Source organism: Actinokineospora globicatena (genome assembly GCF_024171945.1).
GTDB classification, from domain to species: domain Bacteria; phylum Actinomycetota; class Actinomycetes; order Mycobacteriales; family Pseudonocardiaceae; genus Actinokineospora; species Actinokineospora globicatena.
The window spans coordinates 60,724-86,752 of record NZ_JAMTCR010000004.1; the positions used below are offsets into that span (position 1 = coordinate 60,724).

Below are 26,029 nucleotides of genomic sequence, written 5' to 3' on the forward strand. Positions count from 1 at the left end.
GAGGCGGGCAAGTGGGGATGGGGTGGTGGAACGAGGTGTCCGTCAGCGCACGCGGCGGGGGTCGGTACTGGCCGGACGCGTAATCTTCTCGGTCCGGTCGACCTGGCGAGACGGGTCGGTGGGCCTCTGTGGGGGCCGAGTAGCGCCCTGTCCGGCAGTGTCCGATGTGGTCCCGGCCGCTCGCCTGCGGGTGTTGTGGCGGGCCGCTGTGCGGATGTCGCGGGCGCGGCCGGGGATGGCGGGTGGGAGGGGTTGGGTGAGCAGGGTGAAGGGTTGGGTTTGTTCGCCGTGCAGGACCAGGCGGGCGGCGGCGTGGTAGGCGCCGAGGTGGGCGAGGTCGTGGTCGGTCAGCCGCGGGGCGGTGTGGCGGGCGAGTTCGCGGGCGTCCTCGGGGCCGGCATTGAGGATGATCTTGTTGCGGGCGTTGGTGGAGACGCCTTCGCGCAGTTCGCGATGGAGTTGAGCCAGGTGCTGATTGGCCAGGGTCATGGCCAACCGGAAGCCTCTGGCCTCGGCGAGCATGTCCTCGACGGGGTAGGGCAGGTTCAGGAAGTTGTGGAACTCGTCGATGACCAGGCTCGCGTCGCGGCGGAGTCGTTGGGGTGTGCGGGCGCGGGCGGTCGCGGCCTGCCAGGTGCGGGCCACTACGAGCGACCCGACCAGTCGGGTGGTCTCCTCGCCGAGTGAGCCTTTGGGGATGCGGACGAGGCAGATGCCGCCGTCGAGCACCTGCCCCATGTCCACTGTGGAGCGTCCACCGGCAATGGCGTCGCGCACGAACGGCCGGAGTAGGAACGCGCGGAGCTTGTTCATCAAGGGGCTGATGACCTGGGAGCGGGTCGAGTCGGTGAGTTCCTCGTACCAGGACCAGAAACCGCGCAGTACCGGGTCGGTGACGCCTGCGGTGATCCGGCTGCGGAAGGCGGTGTCGGCGAGCAGTTTGGGGAGGTCGGCGAGGGTGGCGACGCCTTCCTGCGCGCGGAGGGTGAGGCAGGCGGCACGCATCACGTCGTCGGTACGTGGTCCCCAGAAGGCGGAGTAGACGCGGCGTAACACGCTGACGAGGTTGTCGACGGTCAGGTCGGTCTCGCCGCCGTCGAGGGGGTTGAGGCAGGGCGGGCGGTATCGGCTGTCGGCGTCGAAGATCACCACCCGGTCGGCTGCCGAGCGCGGTAGCCGGGAGAGGACGTCGGTGACCAGGTCGCCTTTGGGGTCGATGAGCACGATCCCGCGGCCCGCTTCGGCGTCGGCGAGGATCATGTTTCCGAGCAGGGTGGACTTGCCGGAGCCGGTCGCGCCGAGGACGTGCAGGTGGTGGCGGGCGTCGGCCACGCGCAGCGCGACCGGTCGTGGATGCCCGGTATCGGTGATACCGAGGGGTTTGGCGTCCAGGCCGGGGGTGACGATGCCCGGTGGCGGCGCGACGGCGCGGGCTCCGGCGCGTTGGATGCCGGGGATGGCCTCGTCGATGGGCAGGTGGGCGATCGCGGCCAGCTCGGGCACTGACAGCAGGTCCCCGCGCCCGAGCTGCCGGTAGTCGATCGTCGCGCCGGGATGGCGCAGGCGGCGGCGGGTGAAGTGGTTGTGCTCGGTGTAGGAGGCGAACGAGGCGGCGAGGGCGTGGGCACGTCCGCGGGCGACCTCGCGCGCCTGGCGCAGCTGGTGCTCGTCGGTATCGGCGGGCAGCAGTGTCGCCACGGCGTAGCGCACCACCGTCTCGAACTGGCTTCCGCGTTGTTTGGCGACGATCGCCCTGTTCTGGGCGCTGTATTCCAGGGAGGTCTGTGGGTCGGAGTGCAGCGCCCCGGTGGCCGTGCGGGCCGAGGCCGTGCGGCGAGTTCGGCGTCCCGTGCCGGGGGTGATCAGGTCGAGCAGGCGCCCCACGATCCGGGTCGAGCCCCCGGTGTGGACGTGGCGGGCGGCGCGGCGGGCTTTCTGGACGCGGCGTCCGGTGACCGGGCGCGCCAGCACCTGCACACAGGCGTGTTCGCCGCGACCGAGTCCGACCGGGGCGCCGAGCAGGGCACGGATGGGGTCGGCGGCGAAGTCCGACCGGATCGGCAACGCCTCTGCCCTGGCGAGGCGAAGCTCTCCGCCGACCACCAACCGCCGCTGCTCCTCGCCTGGTGTGGGTAGTGGTGGTTCGGCGGGGCCGACGCGGGTGTGCGCGCCGGGCCACGCCGCTTCCACGGCGCGCTCGACCAGGCCGGGCGGGATGACACCGGGCACCCAGAGCCGAATCGCTACCCCGGCCTCGGAGAACACGTACTCGCAACCGACATGTGGCTGGCCGGTGAAAGCCCGCCTCCATCCCGGCCGCAGCAGCCCGACCAGGTTGGACCACAGCGCCGCACCGCCCGCGGGGTCCACCGTGGGTGGGGCGAGCACGGTGATCTGGCGGGCGTCGGCCAGCAGCAGCTCGTGACACCGCCGCAGCCACCGTTGCCATGCGACCACGACGACCGTTGCCACGACCGCGAGCACCGGCACCGCGACCGGACCCCAGGTCAGGGCGAGATCACGGAGCCGTCCCAGCAGCGCGGCGAACGCGCCGCCTGGGTCTCGCAGGTAGTCCTCCACCCACCCCGACGCCGACACGGTGCCCGGCAGCGGCGCGTGCGGGACGCCGGCGGGCATCGCGTGCTTGAGACTCGGGTGCGGGCTCATCCGACACCGAGATCGATCGGGTCACCCTCGTCGTCGAACTCGTCGGCGACGCCGAGGTCGACGAACGCGTCCTCGCCCGCCTGGCCGCCGGTGTAGGTGGCGAGTTCGGCAGGGTTGCTGGTGACCAGGTGGTGCTCGGTCGGGGAAGCGATGACCTGGAACGCGACCCGCTGCGTTCCCGACGACAACAAGCCCTGTCCGCGATCGGCCGAGAGCAGGAACGCGCGTTCGCCTGCGGAGAGGTTGAAGGCTCGGCCGACCTCGTCGATGGCCTGCGGCGCTTGGTGCAGCAGGATCTGGGTGGCGGCGTTGGACACAATCGCGAGGCCGAGGTCGCTGCTGAGGAGATCCGGGGTGTCCTGGGTGGAGACGGTAACCCCCGCCCAGTGCTTTCTGCTCGTCTTGGCCAGGCGGAACAGGAACTCGGCACCGGCTTTCTGTTGCATGAGCACCCACGCCTCGTCCACGATGGCCAGCCGCGGGCGGCGGATGGCCGGATTGGATATCCGGTGCCAGACCGAGTCCAGCACGAGCAGGGTGCCGACGCCTTTCAGTTCGTCGGGGAGGTCGCGCAGGCTGAACACGATGAGGTGTCCCTCGGGGCTGGTGCTGGTCGGGCCGTCGAATAGCTGCCGGAAAGCACCGTCCACAAAGGGGTGTAGTCGGGCGGCGAGTTCGGCCGCGGACCGCTCGCCCACCTGGCCGGCTTCAGCGAGTCGATCGCGCAGGTCACGCAGGATCGGAGAGGGGCGGGTCCATGTGCGGGGGTCGGCGGTGATGCCGACGGACTGGTAGGTCGCGGCGATCGCCCGATCCAACGCAGCCCGCTCACCCGCCCCCAGCTCCTCACCCACGAGCACGGCGATCACCGTGTGCAGGAACAGGCTGCGTCGCGTGAGAGCGTCCTTGGGCGCGGTGCGGCGACCGTCACTTCTGGTGTGGATGGGCAGGTCGAACGGGTTCAACCGGACGCCTTGGGCGCCGAGGTGGACGTAGGCGCCGCCGACAGCGGTGGCGAGGCGGGCGTATTCGTCCTCGGGGTCGATGACGGCGATCTCGATACCCCGGTACAGGCTGCGCAGCAGCTCCAGCTTGACCAGATAGGACTTGCCGGAGCCACTACGGCCGAGGATCACGCTGTTGTGGTTGTGCATCCCGTCGCCGAACCGATCCCAGTGCACCAGCCCTTGGGAGCCGATGTTGTAGCCGTAGAGCACCCCGGACGGGGCCGCGACGCTGGTGGGGTCGGGTGCGGGCAGGTCGGGGCTGGTGAACGGGAACGACGCGGCCAGCGCGGCGGTGTCGAAGGTACGGCGCATCCCGATCAGGTCCAGGCCCATCGGTAACGTCGAGACCCAGCCCTGCAGGCTGCGGTAGGTGGTGTGTTTGGCGTCCAGCAACAACGACGCGCACAGCGATCGCAGCGCCGCGACCTCGTCGGCCAGGGTCTTCTCGGTGGTGGCGTGGATGGTCAGGTACAGCCCGGTCCGGAACAACCTCCCCTCGCCGCGCGCCACCCTGGAACTGAGGTCGTAGGCGTCTTCGGTGGCGGCCTCGACGCGGGGGTCGAACAGGCGGCCGTGCTCGGCGGTGTGGCGGCGCCCGGCCTCCAGCTTCGCGAGTTGTTTCTTGAGCCGGTCGGCGGCGGTGGCGGGTTCGATAGGTTCGATGTGGACGGACACGTCGACGCGGCCGGGGTAGGTCAGCAAGGGGGCCAGCCATCCGGGGTGGACCTCGCGGGGGAAGCCGACGACCGCGAACGAGGAGACCCATTCGCCGCCCACCTCGAGGTGCCGGGCGGCGACGGACAGGGCGTCGGGGGTGAACGCGGCGGCCCCGGGCGCTACAGCTGCCGAGGTGTTGGTGCGGCGGGTGCGGGTGCCCATCAGGAGCGTCCCCTCTCGTCCTCGACGGTGTCGTAGTCCCAGTCGTCGTCCTCGTCGTGGGTGGGCATCCGGGGGTTGTGCTGGGAGACGGTGTCGTGGTCGTCCTCGACGAACCCCGCGGCGCTGGTGGTGATGACCTCGTCGGCGCCCGCCAGCTCGGCCGAGGGCGGCAGCAGGCTGTCCGGGTTGCACGCCGAGGCCAGCACGGCGGTGACCTGCCCGGCGTCGAGCGGGGTCACCACGATCCCGGCCGAGGACAGCAGCTCCGCCGCCTCGCCGAGGCGACGCACCAGACGCGACTCCGCCGCCCTCCGCGCACCCGCGTCGGCACGCTTGTCCGCGTTCTTGCGGCGCTTGCCGGTCATCGCGGCGAGCACCGCCAGAGGGCCGGGGCCGCCCAGCCCGTCGGTCGGCGCGGCGACACCGAGGGGCTCGCGCAGCACGAGCAGCACCTGGCGGCGCAGCAGGTCGGACTGCTGCCCGAGCTGCACGAGGTAGTCGGCGTGCTCGACCGCCGCGGCCTCCAACGCCGGGTGCGGCAGCCCACCGGCCCGCTCCCGCAGCTCGGCGATCTGCGCGGACAAGTCCAAGCGCTCGGTCCGCACGAGAACCTGCACCGGGGCGGTGAGGGAGTGCAGGTAGCGGCCGAAGGAGGCGACCAACGCCTCCTGCTCGTTCGGCGTCCGCAGCGCGAAGTTCACCGTGCTGGCCACCGCGACCACGGCCAGACCGTCGGCACCCAGGTCGACCACCCCGGCTTCGGTGACCGCCTCGGCGGGCAACCGCAACGCCGACGGCGACACCCCTCCGCCAGGAGGCGACACTTGGCCCATGCCCTTCCTCACTCCGGCGTCGGCGGGGTTGGTGTTGAGCCAGGGGGGTGCGGGCCGGACGCCCTCGGGAGCGGCGACGCGGTGACGCGGGGCCAGGCGCTGGCGGATCGCGGCGAGCAGCAACATGTCCATCGGCACGCCGTCGCGGCGGCCCAGCGCCAGCATTGCCGACGCGGCGCCGACGGGGACCGCCACAGCCAGGAACACCGCCAACGGAACGAGGGCGCGAGTGGCGGCCCACAGCAGGTAGAGCACCGCTCCGGCGGCGGAGAGGATCGCGAGCTGGCGGGCGGTCAGGGGGCCGAGGACACGGTCGTGCATGTCCACATCGGCCGGAATGCGCACGGGCGCGGTCATGACTTACCTCCGGACTGGGGAGCGGGCCGCGGGGTAAGCGGCGGGGGCGGTGGGGGAGGCGGAGCGAGGCGCGGCGGCTTCGGCAGATCCAGCGGCAACCGCAGCTGCTTCCCGGCACGCGGTGCCGGGCGCGAGGGCGCGGGAGAGGATGGCGCCGGTGTCGATGACGGCGGTGGTGTGGGAGTCCGCCGCACGCCCTCCAGCGGCAGCGGGTACTGACCTGTGCTGGTCGGGCGAATCGCCTTGTACGGGTCGAACGGCAACTCCGGCTGCACGACCCGGGGCCGTGCAGCCGTCGGCTTCGGCGGCACCGGGCTCTGGGTCGACGCGGGTGGCGGGACTGACACTCGCCGCACACCGTCCAACGGCAGCGGGTACTGCCCCGAGCTGGTCGGGCGGTTGCTCTTGTAGGGGTCGAACGGCAGCTCGGGTTGTGTCGCGCGGGGACGACGAGCGGTCGCGGTGGCCGGTGTCGGGGTGGGTGGACGCGGTACTCGTCGCACCCCGGCCAGCGGGAGCGGGTATTGCCCGGAGCTGGTGGGGCGGTTGCCCTTGTAGGGATCAAACGGCAGCTCGGGCTGCGTCGCACGTTTTCTACCCGTGCGGGAGACGCCGGGATCGGCCACCGAAGGTAATGGAGCGGTCGTAGAGGTGGGGTGCACCTTCAGGGGCAGTCGGTATTGGCCGTCGCGTCCGAAGAGCGGCTTGTTCTCCGGCCAGTCCTCGCCCAACGGCAACGCCAGCTGACGCCCCTGGCCCGCGCCCGGGGTGGCCGGTGTCACTGTCGGCCTTGGGGCCTTCTTTCCCGCGCCCGGGCGGGTGCGGCGAACACCGGGCAATGGCAGCATCAACTGACCGCTCGAAGTGGCGCGCGTGGACCTGTATGGGTCGAGCTGACCGTCGCCGCCCCCGTCGCCGCGGCCTCCGTTCTTCGCGGTGCCGGTCGAGTGGGTTCCCCGCCGCGCGCCGCCTCCGCCGCCGAGCAGGCCGAACGTCTTGTACGCGAGGAAGCCCTTGACGAGTCCGCCGATCAGGGACCGTCCACCGCCTCCGCCGCGGATGGATCCGAGTACCCAGAACGGGATCTTGAACAGGATGTACATCAACGACAGCGCCACGAGGAGGTTGACCAGCCCGGACATGGTCGGTCCGAAGATGGTGAACCCACCCGGCGCGAGGAAGATCTTCACGGCGGTGATGAGGGTGAGGCTTTGCCCGATCTGGATGGCCAGGCAGCCGCCGTAGGCTTTCCACCACCAGTAGCCGATGCCCTCGGTCTGGGGGAGGGCGTGGAATATCAACGCCAGTGGCGCGCCGCTGATGAGCAGCAGGGTCAGGGCGACGCGGACGGCGTAGGTGGTGAGCAGGGCGATGAGCATTCCGGCGATGACGATGCCGATGAAGACGATCCAGAGGCCGCCGTTGAGTGATCCGATGACGAGGTTGCGCAGTGTCTGCCCGGCGGTGGTGGCGTCGACGCCACCACCCATGATCGCGGCGACGAGTGCGTTGGCGATCTGGATGCCTTTGGTCGCCACCCACAACGACAGCGCTCCGGACAGGAACCCGACCACGAGCCGGGGGAGGAGTTCTTTGATCGAGTGTCGTGTTTGGAGGGTCTGGTAGCTCATGGCGATGACGCCCGCGATGAGGACGAGCAGCCCGTAGGCGATGACGAGGATCTGCCAGGAGTTGTTCCACAGCTCGCCGAGCCGGGGGAGTGAGTCGGGCATCGGAGTGGTCAACAACGTGCGCGACAGCAGGTCCAGCAGCGGGTTGAGGGCTTCGGTGACGATGCCGCGGAAGAAGCCGTTGATGGCCTCGGTGATGCACGCGCCGATGTCGGTGATCCCGCAGTCGTCCTCCTCGTCACCGCCTTGTCCCGGCTGCCCCGTCCCCGGCCCGGGTGCGGGTGTGGGTGTGGTGGTCGCGCCGGGTCGGGGGATGCAGCCCTCGCCGGTGCACGGCGGCTTCGACGAAGTGGGTGTCCCGGTCGTGGACGGGGGCCCGCAGACCGGCAACGGCAGCGAGCCGCACGGGTCGGGGTCGACCGTGGGAATCGGCAGCACAGGCGGCTGCACGGCGGCGGCCAGAGACACCTGTGGGCTGGTACGGGAGCCGGTGTCCGCAGCGGCTAGTGCGGCAACGAGGAGGACGAGCAGACTGATCGTCAACGCCACCAGGGCCCGCGCTCGCGCGAACCGTGTCTTTCGTCTGCCTGCTGTCGGTGGTGCGAGCATGGGTCGGTCCGTGACTCGGCCCGATCCGTCTCGCGTGGTCGCTGCCGCGGCATTTGGCGACGCGGTGCCGGTAGGAGTGGTCATCGGCTCAACCCCCGACGATGCCCTTGAGCACCGTCACGACCAGCGGGGCCAACGCGGCCAACGCGTACCCGATCCCGGCCGCCTTGAACGCCTCTTTCGACTTCTCCTGCTCGCCGGGGTCGCCGCCGCCGAACACCCGGCGGACGCCGCCGATGGTGAGGAACACCGTCGCCAGCAGCGCGAGGATGCCCATCAGCCAGTTGCGGATGTTGGTCAGGACCTCGTCGACGCTGCCCGCGATCGCCAGCACCATGGTGTCCGCGTGCGCCGACGAGGCGGTGGAGAGCACGGCCAGCGAAGCCAGCCCGGTGACCGCCAAGCCGCGGCGGCGCGATCGTCGACGCCTGACGCACGTGATTGGGTCCGGAGAGGGCGTGGCGTCGCATCCACGTCCGCGCGGGCCGGTGGTCGGTGTCGTGTCAGGACGGTCGCTTATGGTCTCTCGGTGGGACGAGGGGAACGAGTGGGGTCGGTTCAGGCGCATCGCGACGCTCCCGGAGTCGTGCCCGACAGCGACTGGGGCTGGGGCGGGGGATTCGCGGGGGTGTGAGTTCTCCCGCGCCTCTCAACTCCGGAAAATTGGCCTCGCGGGGACACGCGATCTTGAACTTTCTTCGCCCGTTGTTCCCCGGAGATGGTGGCGGTGCGTGACGGAGCGCCCGTCCCGCGACGGTGTCCGGCCGCGTGGGGACGTGAGGCTGTGTCGGTGTTCGGGGGCGTCGGTTCGCGGCGGGTGTCCGGTGTGGTCGGGGTGTCGCGGATGTCGGCGAGCAGGTAGTCGGCGAGGCGGAACTCGGCCCGCCTGCGCGCCTTCTTCACCGCCTGGCGCGACACGTCGCGCACCGCGGCGGCGTCGGCCAGCGACACGTCCTCGAAGCGGGTGGAACCGATGAGCTCGGCCTCGGCCACGGTGATGACACCCGCGGCGACCGCGTCCGCGAGGACGAAGTCGGGATGCCCCGACGGCGGCGTCGGCGCGGTCGAGGCATACCCGTGACCGGACGGCAGCGGCGCGTCCAACGCGTCCCGCACGCAGGCGTAGCCGGCGCGGTAGGCGACCCACCGCAACCGGTTGAGGATGCGCGGACGGCGCAGATCGACGGTGGCGAGTTCGGCGACGAACCCGGCCAGCACCGCCGCGCAGATGTCGCTGGGGTCACCGGCGAACCGCGCCGTCAACCTCGCGCAACTGGCGGTCAGGGTGGGCATCGCGACACCGACCGCGCCCACGGTCCACGTGCCGCCCTCGGTGCGCGAGAGCAACACCAGGTGCGCCCACACCGCGTCCCGCACCGTCTGCGGGCACCGGCGCCGCAACAGCCGGTCGCACACCTCGTCCAACGGCACCCGCCGCGCCGGGAAACCAGGGAAGAGGCGGCCATCGATCGACACCGGGTGCGGCCCGGTGACCAACCACTCGAACGCCGACCGCGCCGCGTCGAGGGCGTTCGAGACGGGCTCGAAACCCGGACGCGGAATGGAATGACGGGAAGTCATGGAATCGCCCCTTGAAGCGAGTCGGAACAACGACCCGCCCAGGACGCCACCCGGGGTGGTACGAACCTCTTACCGGACTGGTACGGAACTCTTACCGCAGAGGTACCGAACAAGTACCAAGATCGTCCACGCGCGACACAAGATCGTCCAGGTGAGCGCTTGTGGATCACGCGGGCGCGCCCGCAAGATCGACGATGGTCGCCGCAGGCGCGGGTCTTGCTGGGCTTCTGCGGCGCGGTAACAGTTTCGTACCACTCTCGTAGTGCCCGTGACGACGTGGACACGCTCGGCGACGGTCGTAGACGATCGCGCCCGGCGATTCTCGAGGAAAATTGTCAACCCGCGTCGACGAGGCGCTTGCCAGGGCGGGATACCTGCTCTCGCGTACGTGCGGACGCGAGCCTCATCCCCTGCGATTCGTTCTCGAAAGTCGACGAAAAAAGTTCGTCGATCGGTGTCCCCGGAGGGACTGTTTTCCGGAGTTAAGGGGTGTCCTCAAGCGCCACGCCTCGGCGGGCGCGACCCACCCTCCCGAAGGGACACCCGTGACCCCCTCCGACCGCCGCATCCCCCGGAGACGCGCCGACTCCACCCACCCCGCCGACAGCCGTCCCGGCGGGCGCCGGGGCGGGGACCGCCGCCCTTGGCCCACCGCCTCCGGCACCACCCGAGTCAGTCCCGCCAAGCCCACCGCCGACACCACCCGCACCCGTACCGCCGCCGCGCCCGCGACGCCTACCCCGGCGACCGTGTGGCCTGCCGGGGCCACCTCGATCCCGCTCGACGCGGCGTGGCCGGTCGCGCTCGTCGACCGGATCGTCACCTCGTTCAGCGCACCCGGCGCACGGGTCGTACTCCTGGCCGAGACCGCCCGAGACCAGGACCCGCTGCCCGCGTGGATCGGGTCCGGCGGGGTCATCGACCACGCCCCCGACACCGAGCCGGAGTCCGGGCTGGCTGAGGCTTACGCCACGGTCGAAGACCTCGACCGCACACCCCGCATCGAGCGACTCCCGCTCCCCGGCACAGCGTCCGCGGACGCGTCGCGCCCGTTCTGGGCCGACCTCGTCACCGACTCCACCCCGACCGTGTCCGGACCTGTCGCGCCGACGGCCGCGGCGGCATCACCGGAGGGTCTCGACGCGACCGTCGCCACCGCGGACCTGGTCATCGCCAGCCTCCCACCGGGACGTCGCGGCGTGCCGCTCGCCGACATCGCCGCGTTGATCGCGGCCCGACTGCTGCGGGTCGGCGGCGTCTTCGTCGTGCTCACCCACTGTGACTGGCGCAGTGGTCGGTTGACCGACCCGACCGGGGACGTGGTGGCCGCCGGACAGACCGCAGACCTGCTCTACCTGCAGCACATCGTCGCCCTGCACGCGCCCGTCCGACACGGCGGCTTCCTCCACCCCGACCCCGATCCCGACGGCCAGGACCGCACCGGCGGCGAGGTGGCCGAGGCGCACCGGGCCCGTGTCCGCGGCCTGCCGGCACCCCACCGGCGTATCCACTCCGACCTGTTGGTCTTCGCCCAGCCGCACGAGCACCGGGCACCGGCCCTGTCGCCCACCGCCGCTGTCTCGCGCGACGGGGATGCCGCCTGATGACCGCCGCGCCCAGCGCTGACGCCGCCCGCCCCGCACACCACCAGGAAGCCGCGCCCGTGACCCAGGCCCACGCCACCCCGCCCGCCCACGACACCGTCGTCGACCCCGCCGACGAGCCGACCGTCCCCATCCCGCGCGACCTCATCAACGCCCTCGACACCCGGCGCCCCACCACCGACGACCCGGCTGGCGACCGGCTCGACGAACGCCCGGAGGCGGTGTCGGTGTGGACGACCGCGCAGGCGTCCCCGGTCACGCAACGCAAGAACAAGTACGTGCCCGCCTCGACCGCGCACCCGGCCAAGATGCTGCCCGAGGTCGCCCGCCACGCCGTCACCCACTACACCCGGCCCGGCGATCTGGTGCTCGACCCGATGTGCGGCATCGGCACCACGCTGGTCGAAGCCGTCCGCCTCGGCCGCCGCGCCGTCGGCGTGGAGTACGAACCCCACTGGGTCGATGTTGCGAAAGCGAACCTCGAAGTCGCGCGCGACGACGGCTTCACCAGCGACGCGCGGGTCTTCCACGGTGACGCGCGGCAGCTGGTGACGCTGCTGCCGCCCGAGTATGTGGGTCAGGCGGCGTTGGTGGTGACCTCCCCGCCCTACGGCCCCTCCACCCACGGGCAGGTGTTGGTCGCACCGGGGGAGGGGGTGCAGAAGTACCACCACCGCTACGGCAACACCCTCGACCGCGGCAACCTCGCCAACATCGGCCACCACCGACTGCTCGCCGGGTTCACCCGCATCCTGTTCGGACTGCGCACCTTCCTGCGCCCCGGCGGGCACATCGCCATCACCATCCGCCCCTGGCGAGAGCACGCGGAGCTCATCGACCTACCCGCCCAGATCCTCGCTTGCGGAGTTGCGGCCGGGCTGATCCCCGTCGAGCGCAACGTGGCGCTGCTGGCTCGAGCGGCCGAGACCGACTTCGTCGCCCGGGGCTCGTTCTTCCAGCGCGACTTCATCCGCAAACAGCGCGAGGCCGGTCTGCCCCTGCACCTCATCGCCCATGAGGATGTACTCGTCTTCCGCACCGCCCTCACCACAACCGACACAGACGCGACCGACGACGGCCCGGCGCGCTCGGCACCGGCCGGTGAGGCGTCGACCGGCACCGAACCGCGGTGGGCATGACGACCAGCGCGGTTCGCACCCTCGCACCTGGGTCAACTCGGTCCAGCGCGTCGTCGACTCCACCCGCCGTCCCCCGGTCACGTACCCGGACGGCCGGTGAGCCGGGTCTGGTTCTCGGGTCGTTGTGCACCGGCGCCGGTGGACTGGACCTGGGCGTGCTGGCCGTGCTCGGCGGACGGCTCGCCTGGGTCGCCGACCCCGACCCACACGTCGCTCGGATCCTGGCCGCGCGGATGCCGGGAGTACCGAATCTCGGTGACGTGCGGTCCGTGGACTGGTCGGTCGTGGAGCCGGTGGACGTGCTCGTGGCGGGGTTCCCGTGCCAGGACATCTCCGCCGCCGGGAAACGCGCGGGCATCGAGAAAGGAGCACGCAGTGGTCTCTGGTCCCACATCATGGCGGCCGTTCGCCTACTACGACCCGCGCTCGTCGTGGTGGAGAACGTCGCCGCGCTTCGCTGGCGCAACGGAGGACTCCACCGTGTACTCGGCGACCTGGCCGAAGCGGGGTATGACGCGCTCTGGCGTAGCGTCCGCGCCTCCGACATCGGCGCAGCCCACCGCAGGGAGCGGGTGTTCGTCCTCGCCTGGCGCCGCGACTGCGGCGACGGTGCGGCTTCTGGCGACCCCGAGCGCTTCGGACACGACGAGTTGCACCCACCGCACCCAGACCGGCGGCCCCACGCTGTCCGACCAGGCGCGGCTGCTGCCGACGCCTCGAGCCACGGACGGAACCAAGGGCTGCCCGGCCCAACGCGGCTCCAAGGGCGACCTGATGCTGCCCTCGGCGATCATCCACCTCACCACCCCGACCGGCCCGGCCACCTGAACCCGCCATCCCGCACGACCACAGAGGCACGGGGTTCGGTGGACTGGGGCGTCTACGGCTCGGCGATCCGGCGATGGGAACAGGTACTCGGCCGCCCCACACCGCACCCCACCCAACCCGGCAACCACGGCCTCCCAGTCCTCGCACCCAGGCTCGTCGAGCACCTCATGGGCCTGCCCACGGGCTGGGTCACCGACCTCCCGCTGCCCCGCACCGCGCAGCTCCGCGCGCTGGGCAACGGCGTTGTGCCCCACCAGGCCGCCCACGCGGTCACTCTGTTGCTCGACGACCTCGCCACCCTGCTGCACGCCGATCCGGACCGTGGCACGCCTCGACACCGCCCGACCACACCCACCGGTCGACACCGGACCCGTCCAGGCGCCCGCGCGCACAATCGCCCTAAACCCGCCGGACCACAGCGACCACGACCCGCTCCAGGCGGCCCGGCGCGCGACACGGCGACCTAACGCATGGGATCAGGCTGGGACCGCCCGCGGAACGCCGCAGCGTCGGTGGCGGCGCGACGCGAGTCCCCGTCACCGCACACCGGTCCGACACCGCAATCTCGCCCATTCGCCACTCGAACCAACAACTTCCGCGCACACGCGCGCTCGCTCAGCGCCGCGAAGGGGGAGCATCATGTCCGAAACCGAGCACACCACCCACAGTCCGTACCCCGACAGGGTTCGACGATCCGAGACGGGTTCACCGCCTCCGAATCCGGACCCCACGGCGGAGTCCTCCGTGCACACCTGGGGTGAGGACGCGGGGCCGCTGCTGTTCACCCCGACACAGGCCGCCGACCTGTTGCAAGTGAAGGAGTCCTGGCTCCGCCGCCGCGCCGGGCAGCGCCGGGTGCCGTCCACCGCCTTGGGCAAACACCTGCGGTTCTCCCGCGCGGACCTGGAACGGATCGCCGCCGACGCCGCCCGACCGGCCACCGGGCCCGGAACATCGACTCGTCCGACCCGATCCCGTCCGGGCAGCCGTCGAGGCACTCGCCCCCGGGGTGAACACAGTTAGATTGCTCTTTTCCACCCATGGAGCGTGGATGTGGCCGTGCCCAATTCCGGGCACGGCCACATCCACCTCTCTCTTTGTTGAAGGCGGCCAATTCATGGCATGGGTAGAAGAACGTAAAGACGGTTTCAGGGTCCGCTACAGACTCGACGACGGCACCGTCTACTCCGAGAACGGATTCGTATCCCTGGACGCGGCCGAGGACCGGGCCGCGGACGTGGAGTCCGACCAACGCCGCCGGAAGTTCACCGACCCCAGGTTGGCGGAGACGGTGATCGACGAGTGGATCCGACAGTGGTCGCAGGCACATGACGTGTCGCCGGTGACGTGGTCGACCTACGACTCGCACATCCGCAACCACATCCTGCCTCGCTGGTCCGGCACCACACTCGGCGCCATCGCCCGGATCGAGGCCAAGGGATGGGTCAACAAGAAACTCAAGCCGAACATGGCGCACAAGTCCGCCAAGGACATCCTTGTCCTGTTCTCCATGATCCTCGGCGAGGCCGTCGACGAGGGGCTGATCGCGGCGAACCCGTGCCGGAAGCTGAAGATCACCTTCCAGGACCGGCCCGAACGCGGCACCGCGACCACCGACGAGGTCGATGCCCTGGCCTGCCGGATGCGGCCGGACGCCGGGTTGATGACCATCGTCGCCGCCTATACCGGGATGCGCTGGGGCGAGCTGGCCGGACTCCAGTGGATCCGGGTCTACCTCGACGACAACCCGCGTATCGAGATCGACCCCGACTTCGGCGCCCTGCACGAGATCAACGGCCGCCTGGAACTCGGACCGCCCAAAACCCCGGCCAGTGTCCGGGTCGTGCACCTGCCGCCATTCCTGGTTCAGCTGCTCCGAGACCACCGCGAACGCAACCCCGACGCGCGGTTCGTGTTCACCGGCGCCCACGACGGACTCTGGCGCCGATCCAACTTCCGGCGCCGCTTCTGGCTACCCGCACTCGCCGGGGACACCGAACAGGGCTGGGCGCCGATCCTGGAGGGGCTGCACTTTCATGACCTGCGCCACACCCACCAGACCTGGCTCATCGAGGACGACGTCCCCCGAGTCCTGCGACTAGCCCGGCTCGGACACCGCCGCCGCGACACCGACGACGGCTACAGCCACGTCACAGAACGCATGGTAGAACGCATGTTGATCACTTTGGATCACCGCTGGGAGCAGGGTGCGACCTGGGAATGGCCCGAAAACCACGCCATACCAACGGAAGCGGCCTGACCCCTTCGGTACGGGGCATAGGGGTCAGATCACGCTGCTCCCCACGTGCTCCCTGAAACGATCAACGCCCCACCAACGTGATCCGTTGGCAGGGCGCTGACCTGCAAATATAACCAGTGGGCGATACTGGGATCGAACCAGTGACCCCTTCGGTGTGAACGAAGTGCTCTCCCGCTGAGCTAATCGCCCGGTGCGGCTGGGGGCCGCATCGACAGGGGAAAGAGTACAGGATGGTCTTGGTCAGGTGAAAAGGGGGGACCCCAGCCAGGGCCAGTGGATGCCGAACCAGCCGCCGACCAGGGCGAATCCGTTGAGGAGCCAGATGGTGGTGACGACGATGAGGGCGGTGAGGGCCAGGACCAGGAGGCGGACGGCGAGGTGTTGGCGCTTGAGCCAGTCGGTCCAGGCGTCGTACTTGCCGCGGGCGTAGGTGAGGGTTCGGCGGGCCCAGGTGAACTCGACGGCGAGGATGGCCAGGCCCGCGAAGACGACGAGCCAGCCGGGGCCGGGGTAGGGGATCATGATGATCCCGGCGACCAGGACCAGTCCACCGGCCAGTCCAACCCCGACGCGCCACACGGTCCGGGTCGTGGCGTTGCGATCTGCCCAATCGGGCCGGAGCGCCCCCTTCTCACGCGCCTCGTCGGCCACGTCCGCACCACCCTCCCTCGGTTGTCCCACCATTGTGCCGTTGGGCCGTTCGAGCGGCATGATCAAGCGTCTTGACCCACCTGTGACCTGCGTGAAGGGGTGGTTCACACCACAACGGGAGCCAGTGCCGCAGGTCAGCGCGGCATTGCCGGAGGTGAGGAAAACAGGGAAGGAACATTCGTGCTCAGGGCGCTACCGGCGCGGCCGAAAACCAGCCAGTATGGAGAAGCCACCCGCAGATTCGTCACGCTGCGCAGTGGTACGACGGCCCTACGCGCAGGCCAGTGGACCGGACGGGTGATGCTCAGGCGATCCACGTCCCGGCTCCGGCGTGGTGTCGTCACATAGAAGGGACTCAGTCGTTTGGCTGGGAGGGGAGCAGAAGGGTAGCGACGATGCGAAACGATCACGTCACGCTGCGGTCAACCGCGGTGTTCGACCTCCTCGCGCCGAGGACCCCAGCGGTCCCGGTGAAGGTCGAGCTGCGCTATGACACGCGTGATCCGTACGCGGTGGTCGCGGCCTTCCGCACCGGCCGCGCCGGGTGGGTCGAGTGGGTGTTCGCCCGCGACCTGCTCGCCGACGGCCTCATCGCCGAGGCGGGCGACGGTGACGTGCGCATCCGACCCGCTGTCGACGACCCCGAGGTCGTGGTGATCGAGCTCAGCTCCCCGTCCGGCCACGCCGTCTTCGAGGCCTCCGCCCAGGAGCTCGCCGACTTCCTCGACCGCACCTACGACGTGGTCGTCCCCGGCAACGAGCACCTCTGGGTCGACGTCGACGAGGCCCTCACGCACTTGATCTCCACCGACCTGACCTGAGCGAACGCCGGGAACCGACCCCCGATTTGGAGCCGGGATCGGGCGTCCTATAGAGTTCTTCTCGTACCACGGTGAACCGACCGGGGCGAGATCCTCGGCTGGAAAACTGGTGGCGCGCGGACGTAGCGCAGCTGGTAGCGCATCACCTTGCCAAGGTGAGGGTCGCGGGTTCGAATCCCGTCGTCCGCTCGGAAAGCGGTTCGGCCTCTGCGCCGGCCCCCCGGGGGCCAACACCCTTCGGGATCCGGCGGAGTGGCCGAGTGGCTTAGGCAAGGGCCTGCAAAGCCCTGTACGCGGGTTCGATTCCCGCCTCCGCCTCGGGCGATTAGCTCAGTGGGAGAGCACTACCTTGACACGGTAGGGGTCACTGGTTCAATCCCAGTATCGCCCACCAGTTATATACACTGGTCATAAGCCCCGTCCTCCACCTCGGAGGGCGGGGCTTCAGTGATCAAATGGGGTGGAAATGGGGTCGGTCGGATTTTTACCGTCTTGGACCCCAGCCTCCAGCCGCGCGAACACCGGCTTCATATGCGGGAACCACGTCACTAGCTGTGACCTTTCCGCAGTCGTCAACGCGACCAGACTTCCCTCCCACCGAGCTTCCAACGCCTCGGTGATCTGCTTGCGCATGACCGCGGTCACATGGTCGTAGGTGCGGCCGATGCCCTTCATCTTCTGGCCCAACCGCGCCCGTCGGGCGACCTCGGGAACGCCGTCCTCGGTTAGCCAGGTGGCGTGGCTGTGGCGGCCTTCGTGGAAGGTGAACCACGGCAGGATCGCCGGTACGTGATCAGCGGCGGTCGGTGCTTCGGGGTTCTTGCCGTCCCAGGCAGGTCGCCAGAAGCGTTGTCGGAAGTTGGACCGCCGCCACAGTCGTCCCTCGGGGCTGGTGAAGGCGAACGCGTGGCGGTGGCTGCCGAGAAGCAGTTCGTAGAACACCGCGATACTCGGTGGCAGCTCCACTACCCGTGTACCGGCAGGCGTCTTGGTCCGCCCTTTCCGTGCCGAGAGCCCGCGGCGCCGTCGAGTGGTCGGTTGGGGCGCGGGTGCCGTGTCGAGCAGCGCCGCCCCGTACTTCTTCAACGTTCCGCCCACCTCCTTCAGCGGGGCTTGCACGCTGATCTCCTTGGTCTGGGTGTCGTACTCGTGCCGCTGTTGCCCGGCTAACTCGCCCCAGCGAGCACCCGTGTAGACGTCCAGTAGGCAGAGGGTGAACCCGCCGACACCCAGACCCGACTCGTACAACCGCATCGCCGCCCGGAGTGCCTGCACCGGAGAGGCGACGAGTCGATCAGGCTCGTAGTCGCCCGAGGTCACCCGCACGCCGCTGCACGGGTTGGCCGGGATGGTCCGTTCCTTGACCGCCGCCTTCATGAAGGTCGAGAACGTGGCGAAGATCGACGACACCGTCGACTCCGCGTACTCCTCGTGCAGCTCCGAGACCCACTTCTCGATCTCGACGTAGCTGTTGAAGATCCCGATCAACGGCCACTCGCCCCACTGCGGGATCAAGTGAGTGTCCAGGTGCGACCGGTACTTCGCCGCCGTGCCCTCCGCGATCCTAGGCTTGATCGCGGCCAGGTACTCCTCGGCGAAGACACCGAAAAGCGTTCCGGCCTCGCGCGGATCGACCCACAGGTGCCGCCGGATCAGCGCCTCCTGCTCATCCGCAAAGTCCTGAGCCGCCTTCTCGGACGAGAAGCCCGACTGACTTCCCCAGGACCCGTCCGGGCGCTTGAATCTAGCGCGCCAACCGCTGCCGGTTGGTTCAGCGTGCGCCATCGGACCACCTTCCTTTCCTGTTTTTCATTGATCAGTCACCCGCTTCGACGGGTGCGGCTGTTGTGGCTCTGGCCAGCTCGCCGGATGATTTCGACGATGTCGTCCCGGCTGAACCTGTAGTGCTTGCCGATCCGGCGATGCGGAACGCGGCCGGTTGCGGCTAGGTCGCGCAATGTGCGCGGGGAAATCCGGAACAGGTCTCCGACCTGCTCGGCCGTAAGAAGTTCTTCCGCTTGAACGGGCGACTTCGGCACGAGAGCGCGGATTGCCTTCACCAGTTCATCAACGCTGCCCGCGAGAGTGCGGTCCTGGATGGCCTCGTCGCTATCTACTTTGGCCGGTGGATTCACTGCGTGTTCGGTCATGCAGCGGCTCCGACCGCGTCCAGGTCTGTACGGCCGATGTGCAGGAAAGGCGCTTCCCGAACCGCTGTGTTTCCGAGGTGGTGATGACCCGCGCCAGCGACCGCGGACACGGTCGCCAGTGCGGGCCGGAAGACCAGGATGTGGCGGTGGGCGGTCAGTGCGATGGGCTTGCCGCTGGGGTGGTTGTGGGCTCGGCGTCGTTCGGTGATGCCAGCTCGTGTGCGGACGCCGTCGTGGTGGAGAGCTGCGGTGAGCGCGACGGCGTGGTGGACGAGGACGAGTCCGGCAGCGTGCCCTGCAGCGAGGACGGTGGTGGGGAGATCGAGAAGTTCGCCGTTCCGGTCGCGGGTGGGGGTAGCGACGATGGCGATGTGGCCGTCGGGGTGAAGTGCTTCCCGGGTGTGGGTGAGCGTGGTGGTGAGGTCGGTGGTTGCTGTCGAGCGAGTGGGGTTGCGGAGGGCGGTGATGGCGAGGGTGGCGGTTCCGCGGGTGCCCGCGGCGCGGATGTGGGTGAGGGCGGTGGCGGGGTGGTCGAGGACGCTGCCGTCGGACCAGGCGCCCGCGTGCTTGGCGGTGGTGATGTTGGTGCGGGCGAGTCGCCACCAGCGGGGGATCGTGGTGAGGCCGAGGGCGGGGCGTTGGTGGTGGAGGGCTTCGACGAGGGAGGTGCCTGCGCCGCAGTCGGGGTCGATGACGAGTTCGCCGGGCCAGGTGTAGCGGGTGATGATCTCCGCGGCGATGGCGGGTGGGATGAGGTCGGGGTCGGTGGCCGTGTTGGGGTGGTAGCCGCCGTCGGCGAGTTGGGTGGCCAGGTCGGTCTGTCCGGTGAGCCAGACCGAGCCCCCGCCGGGGGCCGGATGATCGAACAAGTCGGGGGTGTTCGTGTTCATCGGGCCTCACCAGTGTTGGGCGTGGGGGTGGTGAACACGACGAGGTCGGCGTGTTCGGTGGTGTCGGCGGGGCCCGCTGGGTCGAGGGTTCCGGGGCGGTGGCCGCGGCGCGCGGGCGCGCGTCGTGGGGCGGTCGTGAGGAGCACGACGCGGTCGAGCAGGAGCAGTCCGGCGCGGGTGGTCCGCGGGATGACCGTCGTGGCGGGGTCGATGAGTCGACCGTGCTGTCTGTGACTGTGGGTGATGACCGCGAGGGTGCCGGTCGGGGTCAGCACGGGCGCCCAGTCGGCGGGCCGGAGCCAGTCGGTGGCGCCGGGCGGGACCGTGATGATGATCAGGTCGTAGCGGTCGACGGACCCGCCGGTCTGATCTCCGGGGCGTTCGGTCCGGGGCTCGTCGGCGGTCCGGGCCGAGTTGCGCCCGCCGATGTGGAGGAGGTCCGCCACGCGCGGTCCGGGTCCGGACTCGGACTCCCTTGGGCCATCTCCGGCGGAGGGTCGACGTGAGCCAGCGGCGCTGTGTCGGGTCGACGTCTCCGGCGACGTGGTGAGATCGGTAGAGGTCGGTCCGGCGAGGTGGGTCCGGGTGCCGCGGCCGAGTCGGAGGACGGTCCAGGCGGCTTCGGTCAGGCCCGACAGCGGGCTCGGGCGGGCCGGGCGTGGGATGCCGAGGTGGGCCGAGCCGGTCGGGTCGAACAGGTCGACGGTGCCGACGAGCAGGACTCTTTGGCCGGGTGTGGTGTAGGTGGTGACGATCTTGGCGGTGGCGGTCAGCAGCCATGGCGCCAGCCGCCCGAGATCACCTGCGGCGGCGGGGTGGGTCGGGCTGGAGGCGCAGGGCCAGACGGTCGCCGGGCGGGGCGCACGGCCGCGGACGCGGCGTCGGTGTTCCGGTCGCCGCGACCCGGGAAGATCGGGAACGGTGCGGTTCCGGTGGTCGGCTCGGTGTCGGCCTTCGGTCGGTGTGCGGCGTCGGCGCCGGGGGTGTTCGTTGTCGGGCAAGGCGGTCATGAGGAGTCCTCTGTGGTGGGGTGTGTGAACGCCCCTGAACTCCGGAATCACGGCCGGTTTTGGACACGGTAACGACGAAAATCTTGAACTATTTCAACCATTGGGCACTTTGACCGCCCAAGCAGTGCTTAGCGGGCTCCCGGACCTGCCGATCACGCCCGGGATAATCTCAAGATTCTTTACGACACCGACGAACGATCTTGCCTGGCTTGGTCGACTGGCGCGCTGGTCGGCACGTCGATGGCGTACAGAACGACTAGCGAGCCACTAGCGCCGCTGGTCAGCCGCGCTAGTCAGCGCGGCCGGGAGGTCCTGCCCTCGTCGCCGAAGTGATCTTGCCCGGCCGTCTGCGATGGCGGGACTAGTCGTCTGCTAGTCGGGCGCTAAGCGTCTGCTATGCGATTGGTGATTGTCGGCTAGCTGTTTGCTAGTAGTGGTCGTGGCTTGCTGGCGTCGTTGATTTCGTCTTCGACGCAAGGAGCCTCTGGTGTCACACTCTCGACCACATCTTCGGCGGCGCTCGGGTGAGCGCAATTCACTGAATATCGCTCGTGAGACATTCGCCGCGTTGACCGCCGGGTCCAGCCCGGTGTCGGTGGACTGCCGTGGGTTCCGTGGGCTGCCGGGGCGGTTGGTGCCGGTGGATGAGCTGCGGGACCTGCTGCTGGCGCGGCACTGCCCGCAGTCCACTCGGGACGCGATGTGGATGTACCTGGCGGGCCGCGCGCGCCGCGAGGGCGGCACTTGGACGGTGGTCGCCACGGGTGTCGCCCTGCCCGCGTTGACCTCGGTCGCCGCGACTCTGTCCAGGCGGTTCGCGGGTGACCCGAGCGAGATCCACGCGGAGGTGCTGCGCGGGTTCCTGTCCGCGCTGGCGGGCGTGGACCTGACCCAGCCGCGGATCATGGTCCGGCTCCGGTGGGCCGCCTACCGCGCAGGGCACCGCGCTCTGCGGGAGGCGCTGGACCGCCCGACCCCGGTACCCGCCGGGCGCGGGTCACGCCCACCGACACCGCCGTGGGGACACCCGGATCTGGTGCTTGCCCGCGCGGTCGAGGCCGGGGTCCTGATCCGGCTCGAAGCCGAGGTGATCGGCGCGACCCGGCTCGACGAGATCCCGATCGCGGACTGGGCGCGCGAGCGCGGGGTCGGCGAGTGGGCCGCCTACAAGTTCCGCAGCCGCGCCGAACACCGCCTCGCCGAGTACCTGCGCGAGACCACCGTCGCCACCGACTCGACCGACCCGGTCGCCGACTTGGTCCTCACCCGGACCACCACCGAGCCGAGACAGGACCCCACCAACACGGCCGGAGACGAACCTCCGCACCCAGCCTCGTCGTCACGCGTGGTCACCAGCGGCGAGAGCAAGTCGGTCGAAAAAGTTGGACCCGGGCTGTCCAAAAACGACCCGAAATCCGGAGTTCAGGGCCGCGGCGAAAGTCCGCGCTCCATCGACTCCCCGGAGGTCCCCCGATGCGCCTGACCAACCCCACCAACACCCACCCCACCACCACAAGATCCATTCAGGACAGTGCACGCCCGACCGCGAAGCGCCGTCGCCTCGCCCGTGCCGCGGGGCTTGTCCAGGAACACCACCAGGTGCAGGGCGGAAGCGATGAGGATGTTGGTCTGGTGGATGTCCAGCCGCTCCGGGGACTGCACGGCGTAGGCGGCGAGCTTGGTGAACACGCCCTTGCTGCTACTGGCGTGGATAGTGCCCATCGAGCCGTCGTTGCCCTGCGACATCGCGTTGGTCAGCGGGATGACCTCGCGTCCGCGGACCTCGCCGACGATCACCCGGTCCGGCGACATGCGCAGCGCCTGCCACACCAGATCGGCCAGGCTCACCGCGCCTTGGCCCTCGATGTTGGCCTCGCGCTCCTGCAACGCGACCACGTCGGGGTGGGCCTGCTCGTCGTCGCCGAACCCGAGTTCGGCGACGTCCTCGATCGTGATCAGCCGCTCCTCGGGCGGGATCGCCGACGCCAGCCCGCGCAGCATCGTCGTCTTCCCGATCGCGGTACCCCCGGCGACCAGGATGTTGCGGCGCGCCCTGACCGCGGCGGCGAAGAACGACTCCAGCGCCACATCGAGAGTGCCCATCTCGCGCAGCTCGGCCAGGGTGACCGTGCTGTAGCGGTGCCGCCGAATCGACACCGACGGCCGCTCCGTGACGGCCATGACCGCGGAGACCCGGGCACCGTCAGGGAGCCGGAAGTTCACGATCGGCGAGCCGCGGTCGAACCGGCGTTCCTCCATCCCGGAGCGGGCGGCGAGATCCCGGATCAGGTCGATCAGGTCGCTGTCGGTCGGAACCACCGGTGCCAGGCGGGCGCGGCGGCCGTCGGCGTAGCGGACGAACACCCTATCCCCGTTGACGTTGATGTTCTCGATCGACTCGTCATCCAACAGCGGCTGAAGACCACCCATGCCGATGAGGTCGTCCACCACCGCGGCGGTGACCCGGGCCTCGACCTCCGGCGACAGCAGGGTGCCGCCGCGCTCCAGCTCGCCGTTGGCGTAGGCGTCCGCGGCCTCCTGAACCAGCACTGCGGCGAGCGCGCGGCGCTCGGGCTGGGTCATCGCCGGTCGACCGGCCGCGTCATCCGCGCTAACCCGGTCACCGAGCTGCACGGCCACGGCCACGCGCAGCGCCTCCCGCATCCGACCGATGGCCTCGACCTCGCTGCCCGACTCGACGCCGGTCTGCGCAGCGGCGACGCGGGTGAAGGTGGTGGTCTCGGTCATGGGCGGGTTCCGTTCAGGTGGACATCGGCAGCGAGTAGGTCGTCCTGCGGGGCGGGGGCTTGGGCGCGCAGGAGGTCGGCCAAGGACGCGGCGGCCTTGCCCAGAGCGGACCGCGACGGCGAGCGGCGCCCCGGTTGCCCGCCCAGCACAGCAGCACCGCGAGGGTCATGCGGCAGCCGGGCAAGCACGTCGACTCCCAGCTCACGCTCCACCTCACGTGTGGCGTAGCCCTCGCCCACCAGCACCAGGGCAGGGTGCGGTGTCCACTTCGCCAACGTGTCGAGCTTTTGCGCGACGTGCGCCAGCTCGTCGTCGCGCGCCCGTGCCAACAGCACCGTCACCTCGGCGGTGCGCAGAAGCGGCAACGCCGGGGACTGGGCGTCGATCCGCCCGACATCGCAGATCACCACCTGCCCTGCCACCTCCGCCGCAGCACGCACCACCGAGGACGACCCACCCGCCAACACCGCCAACGCCGACCGGGCCTGCTCCGCGCCGACCGGCCCCGCCACGACCCGCAACCCACCCGGCAACACCTGGGCGTGCTGGGCCAACAAGCCGGGATCGCTGTCGCGCCGCGCCGCCGCGGCCAGCGACTTGAGCCCCGGGTTCTCCTCCAGCCGCCACCGCGCCAACAGGTCCCCGCCACCCGGATCGGCCTCAACCACAACAGGCTCCTCCGGGCCGGTCCACCGCGCGCCCAACGCCACCGACAGGGTCGTCGCCCCCGGGGAACCCTTGACCGAACAGACCACGACCAACATCACCGACCACCCCCGACCGCGACCACCGACACCTGCGCCGAAGAAGCGCCCGCCAGCTCACGGGCACCGGCTTCCGGCAGCTCCAGCGACACCACCGTGGTCTGCTCGCTCTGCCGCGCCTGGACATCGGTGACCACCGCGCGAACCGTGCGCGGAACCGTCACCGATGCCGTCGAAGCCCCGGTCGAGGCTGGTGGGCTGATGAGCACCAGGACGTGCGTGCCAGAGGTCAGCGACGGCGGGAACTGACCGTCCTTCAATCCCACCGCGGTGATTGCCAACCCCGCGGAAGGAACCAGGGCAGCACCTAGAAGACCTCTGCTGAGCAGCGTTCCCGCGGGTGCGGGGTATGCCATCGTCGTCCCGACCACCGTCGCCGACTCAGACACGGTCACCACGTCCAGTCCACTGTCGACGGAAATGCTGACCTGCCGCAGATCCTGACCCACTAGCACCTGGCCGACCGTCACCGCCCGCGCTAACGCCAGCACCGTGACCCGGTTGCCCGCCTGCGTGGCCACATAGACCCCCGCACCCGCGCACACCACCACCAACAAGACCCCGAGCAACAGATACGGCGCACGCCGCCGCCGCACAGCCCCGTTGACCCGCGAACCCTGCAAGGCACGTCCCGGCCGTCCGGTACTCGACCAGCCACGCGGACCGGATCTCTTGTCCGCGGCCGACCGCGGTGTCATGGTTGCCACCCGATGCCTCCTTCAGGCACAGCTCCGCCCCGGCACGCATTCGGAGAACCAGCGCACCCAGCAAAAGAATGAGATTGAACGTCTACACAGGATTGATCAGCGCGCGCCGAGCGCCTGGATCTCCACCACACGGAACGCCGTTGTGGTCGACGTGGTCAACTCGGGGAACGTCCCGCCCGTTCCGGCACCCGCCCACGACACCGACCAATGAATCGTCGCGGTCACCGGATATCGCTCGCTTGCTCGAAGGTAGGTGTGCCCACAGGTCGGTGATGCTGCTCGCGGGTCACCACCAACCAACGGATCACCAGGCCCATTGCACGTCACCGTCGTCCCGTCACCCATCGACCACGTCAGGGAGATCGGTCGCGCGGTCGCGGTCACCGACACCCCCGGCACCGACGCGGACGCAGTCACCGGCGCCCACGCTGCGCGATCCACCCACAACCAGGTCGGCAGACGAACAAGCTGATTCTGCGCAGGACTCGCCGAAATCAGCGGCACCGGCAACGTCAACCGACTCCGTGCCGTCTCCGCCAACACCCGTGGTGACACCGGCACTGGGGCCGCATCCGCGACCCAGAACGGCCCGTCCTGGAAGTCCGGCAAGCATGTCAGCAGGTACCAGCCTCCTGCCGTGGTCGGCTGTCCCGGCTCGGAGTAGTCCTCCGCCTTGTCCCACCTGCACCCCGAGTAGTCCGGCCCGTCACCGGAACCACCACCTCCACCAGGCAGGTGGCCGCCTCCACCGCCGTGCTCGCCACCGTCTCCTACGCTCACGTCGCACCCAGCCACCGGGGCTTGATCACAGATGGCGTCGCCCCACCCATCGTCCGCGAGAGCCACAGGCGTCGCTACCACCGCCAGCGCGGTGGCCAATGCGACCGCAGCCC

The 26,029-nt window shown here is 70.0% G+C and carries 22 protein-coding genes and 4 tRNA genes; 10 read left to right on the plus strand and 16 right to left on the minus strand.

The features are described 5' to 3' along the window. Window positions 1–42: 42 nt before the first annotated feature. From LV79_RS19210 to LV79_RS19235, 6 genes are all read right to left on the minus strand, one after another. Window positions 43–2,637, minus strand: coding sequence for a helicase HerA domain-containing protein (locus tag LV79_RS19210; protein WP_253840350.1), 2,595 nt, complete (start codon window positions 2,635–2,637; stop codon window positions 43–45). A 26-nt stretch (window positions 2,638–2,663) separates the two neighbouring features. Continuing rightward, the gene (locus LV79_RS19215) at window positions 2,664–4,553 is read right to left on the minus strand and encodes a VirB4 family type IV secretion system protein (protein ID WP_253838699.1); all 1,890 of its coding nucleotides are present in this window, start codon (window positions 4,551–4,553) and stop codon (window positions 2,664–2,666) included. Then, complete coding sequence (locus LV79_RS19220) at window positions 4,553–5,743, minus strand: PrgI family protein (RefSeq protein ID WP_253838701.1); 1,191 nt, start codon at window positions 5,741–5,743, stop codon at window positions 4,553–4,555. The genes LV79_RS19215 and LV79_RS19220 overlap by 1 nt, the downstream gene beginning before the upstream one ends. Then, window positions 5,740–7,842 (minus strand): TrbL/VirB6 family protein, encoded by a 2,103-nt coding sequence (locus LV79_RS19225; protein ID WP_253838703.1) that lies wholly within the window; start codon window positions 7,840–7,842, stop codon window positions 5,740–5,742. The genes LV79_RS19220 and LV79_RS19225 overlap by 4 nt, the downstream gene beginning before the upstream one ends. A 229-nt stretch (window positions 7,843–8,071) precedes the next feature. Further along, window positions 8,072–8,386, minus strand: a complete 315-nt coding sequence (locus LV79_RS19230; RefSeq protein ID WP_253838705.1) for a pilin — start codon at window positions 8,384–8,386, stop codon at window positions 8,072–8,074. A gap of 155 nt (window positions 8,387–8,541) precedes the next feature. Next, window positions 8,542–9,564, minus strand: coding sequence for a hypothetical protein (locus LV79_RS19235; protein WP_253838707.1), 1,023 nt, complete (start codon window positions 9,562–9,564; stop codon window positions 8,542–8,544). A gap of 545 nt (window positions 9,565–10,109) precedes the next feature. Between LV79_RS19235 and LV79_RS19240 the strand changes: the two genes are divergently transcribed. The 5 genes from LV79_RS19240 (at window position 10,110) to LV79_RS19260 (ending at window position 15,395) form a co-directional block, all read left to right on the plus strand. Beyond that, the gene (locus LV79_RS19240) at window positions 10,110–11,168 is read left to right on the plus strand and encodes a hypothetical protein (RefSeq protein WP_253838708.1); all 1,059 of its coding nucleotides are present in this window, start codon (window positions 10,110–10,112) and stop codon (window positions 11,166–11,168) included. Further along, window positions 11,168–12,307 carry a TRM11 family SAM-dependent methyltransferase gene (locus LV79_RS19245; protein WP_253838710.1) on the plus strand — a complete coding sequence of 380 codons (1,140 nt, stop codon included), beginning with the start codon at window positions 11,168–11,170 and terminating at the stop codon, window positions 12,305–12,307. Before LV79_RS19240 ends, LV79_RS19245 begins: the two co-directional genes overlap by 1 nt. Then, window positions 12,304–13,602: a DNA cytosine methyltransferase gene (locus LV79_RS19250; protein ID WP_253838712.1), complete on the plus strand. Its 1,299-nt coding sequence runs from the start codon at window positions 12,304–12,306 to the stop codon at window positions 13,600–13,602. The genes LV79_RS19245 and LV79_RS19250 overlap by 4 nt, the downstream gene beginning before the upstream one ends. A 172-nt stretch (window positions 13,603–13,774) precedes the next feature. Then, complete coding sequence (locus tag LV79_RS19255; protein ID WP_253838714.1) at window positions 13,775–14,158, plus strand: helix-turn-helix domain-containing protein; 384 nt, start codon at window positions 13,775–13,777, stop codon at window positions 14,156–14,158. A 94-nt stretch (window positions 14,159–14,252) separates the two neighbouring features. Further along, complete coding sequence (locus LV79_RS19260) at window positions 14,253–15,395, plus strand: tyrosine-type recombinase/integrase (protein WP_253838716.1); 1,143 nt, start codon at window positions 14,253–14,255, stop codon at window positions 15,393–15,395. 117 nt (window positions 15,396–15,512) lie between these two features. Here the strand turns inward: LV79_RS19260 and LV79_RS19265 are convergent. Further along, window positions 15,513–15,584: transfer RNA gene (locus LV79_RS19265), tRNA-Val, on the minus strand. 51 nt (window positions 15,585–15,635) lie between these two features. Then, on the minus strand, window positions 15,636–16,046 hold the full coding sequence (locus tag LV79_RS19270) for a TIGR02611 family protein (RefSeq protein WP_253838718.1): 411 nt from the start codon (window positions 16,044–16,046) through the stop codon (window positions 15,636–15,638). Between the two features lie 395 nt (window positions 16,047–16,441). Here LV79_RS19270 and LV79_RS19275 point away from each other — a divergent pair, with 395 nt between their 5' ends. The 4 genes from LV79_RS19275 to LV79_RS19290 all read left to right on the plus strand — a co-directional run bounded on the left by LV79_RS19275 (window position 16,442) and on the right by LV79_RS19290 (window position 17,261). Further along, on the plus strand, window positions 16,442–16,867 hold the full coding sequence (locus tag LV79_RS19275) for an SsgA family sporulation/cell division regulator (protein ID WP_018687187.1): 426 nt from the start codon (window positions 16,442–16,444) through the stop codon (window positions 16,865–16,867). Between the two features lie 116 nt (window positions 16,868–16,983). Then, window positions 16,984–17,056: transfer RNA gene (locus tag LV79_RS19280), tRNA-Gly, on the plus strand. Between the two features lie 57 nt (window positions 17,057–17,113). Beyond that, window positions 17,114–17,185, plus strand: a tRNA-Cys gene (locus tag LV79_RS19285). 1 nt (window position 17,186) lies between these two features. Then, window positions 17,187–17,261, plus strand: a tRNA-Val gene (locus LV79_RS19290). 50 nt (window positions 17,262–17,311) lie between these two features. On the opposite strand, the gene LV79_RS19295 is transcribed toward LV79_RS19290, so the two are convergent. From LV79_RS19295 to LV79_RS19310, 4 genes are read right to left on the minus strand one after another with little or no spacing between them, the layout of a single operon-like run. Beyond that, complete coding sequence (locus tag LV79_RS19295; RefSeq protein WP_253838720.1) at window positions 17,312–18,652, minus strand: tyrosine-type recombinase/integrase; 1,341 nt, start codon at window positions 18,650–18,652, stop codon at window positions 17,312–17,314. A 35-nt stretch (window positions 18,653–18,687) separates the two neighbouring features. After that, window positions 18,688–19,017, minus strand: coding sequence for a helix-turn-helix domain-containing protein (locus tag LV79_RS19300; RefSeq protein WP_253838727.1), 330 nt, complete (start codon window positions 19,015–19,017; stop codon window positions 18,688–18,690). Further along, on the minus strand, window positions 19,014–19,907 hold the full coding sequence (locus tag LV79_RS19305; RefSeq protein WP_253838729.1) for a TRM11 family methyltransferase: 894 nt from the start codon (window positions 19,905–19,907) through the stop codon (window positions 19,014–19,016). The genes LV79_RS19300 and LV79_RS19305 overlap by 4 nt, the downstream gene beginning before the upstream one ends. After that, window positions 19,904–20,917 (minus strand): hypothetical protein, encoded by a 1,014-nt coding sequence (locus LV79_RS19310; RefSeq protein ID WP_253838731.1) that lies wholly within the window; start codon window positions 20,915–20,917, stop codon window positions 19,904–19,906. Before LV79_RS19310 ends, LV79_RS19305 begins: the two co-directional genes overlap by 4 nt. Before the next feature lie 640 nt (window positions 20,918–21,557). Here LV79_RS19310 and LV79_RS19315 point away from each other — a divergent pair. Then, window positions 21,558–22,400, plus strand: a complete 843-nt coding sequence (locus tag LV79_RS19315; protein ID WP_253838732.1) for a hypothetical protein — start codon at window positions 21,558–21,560, stop codon at window positions 22,398–22,400. Here LV79_RS19315 and LV79_RS19320 read toward each other — a convergent pair. The 4 genes from LV79_RS19320 to LV79_RS34025 all read right to left on the minus strand — a co-directional run bounded on the left by LV79_RS19320 (window position 22,340) and on the right by LV79_RS34025 (window position 25,361). Beyond that, window positions 22,340–23,665 carry a TadA family conjugal transfer-associated ATPase gene (locus LV79_RS19320; RefSeq protein ID WP_253838733.1) on the minus strand — a complete coding sequence of 442 codons (1,326 nt, stop codon included), beginning with the start codon at window positions 23,663–23,665 and terminating at the stop codon, window positions 22,340–22,342. The two genes, LV79_RS19315 and LV79_RS19320, sit on opposite strands and share 61 nt — an antisense overlap. Next, entirely contained in the window at window positions 23,662–24,429 is a 768-nt protein-coding gene (locus LV79_RS19325; RefSeq protein WP_253838734.1) for a CpaE/TadZ family protein, read from the minus strand. Before LV79_RS19325 ends, LV79_RS19320 begins: the two co-directional genes overlap by 4 nt. Next, a complete protein-coding gene (locus tag LV79_RS19330; protein WP_253838735.1) occupies window positions 24,429–25,136 on the minus strand; it encodes a hypothetical protein in 708 nt (235 codons plus the stop codon). Before LV79_RS19330 ends, LV79_RS19325 begins: the two co-directional genes overlap by 1 nt. Before the next feature lie 96 nt (window positions 25,137–25,232). Then, the gene (locus tag LV79_RS34025) at window positions 25,233–25,361 is read right to left on the minus strand and encodes a hypothetical protein (RefSeq protein WP_285469935.1); all 129 of its coding nucleotides are present in this window, start codon (window positions 25,359–25,361) and stop codon (window positions 25,233–25,235) included. Between the last annotated feature and the right edge of the window lie 668 nt (window positions 25,362–26,029).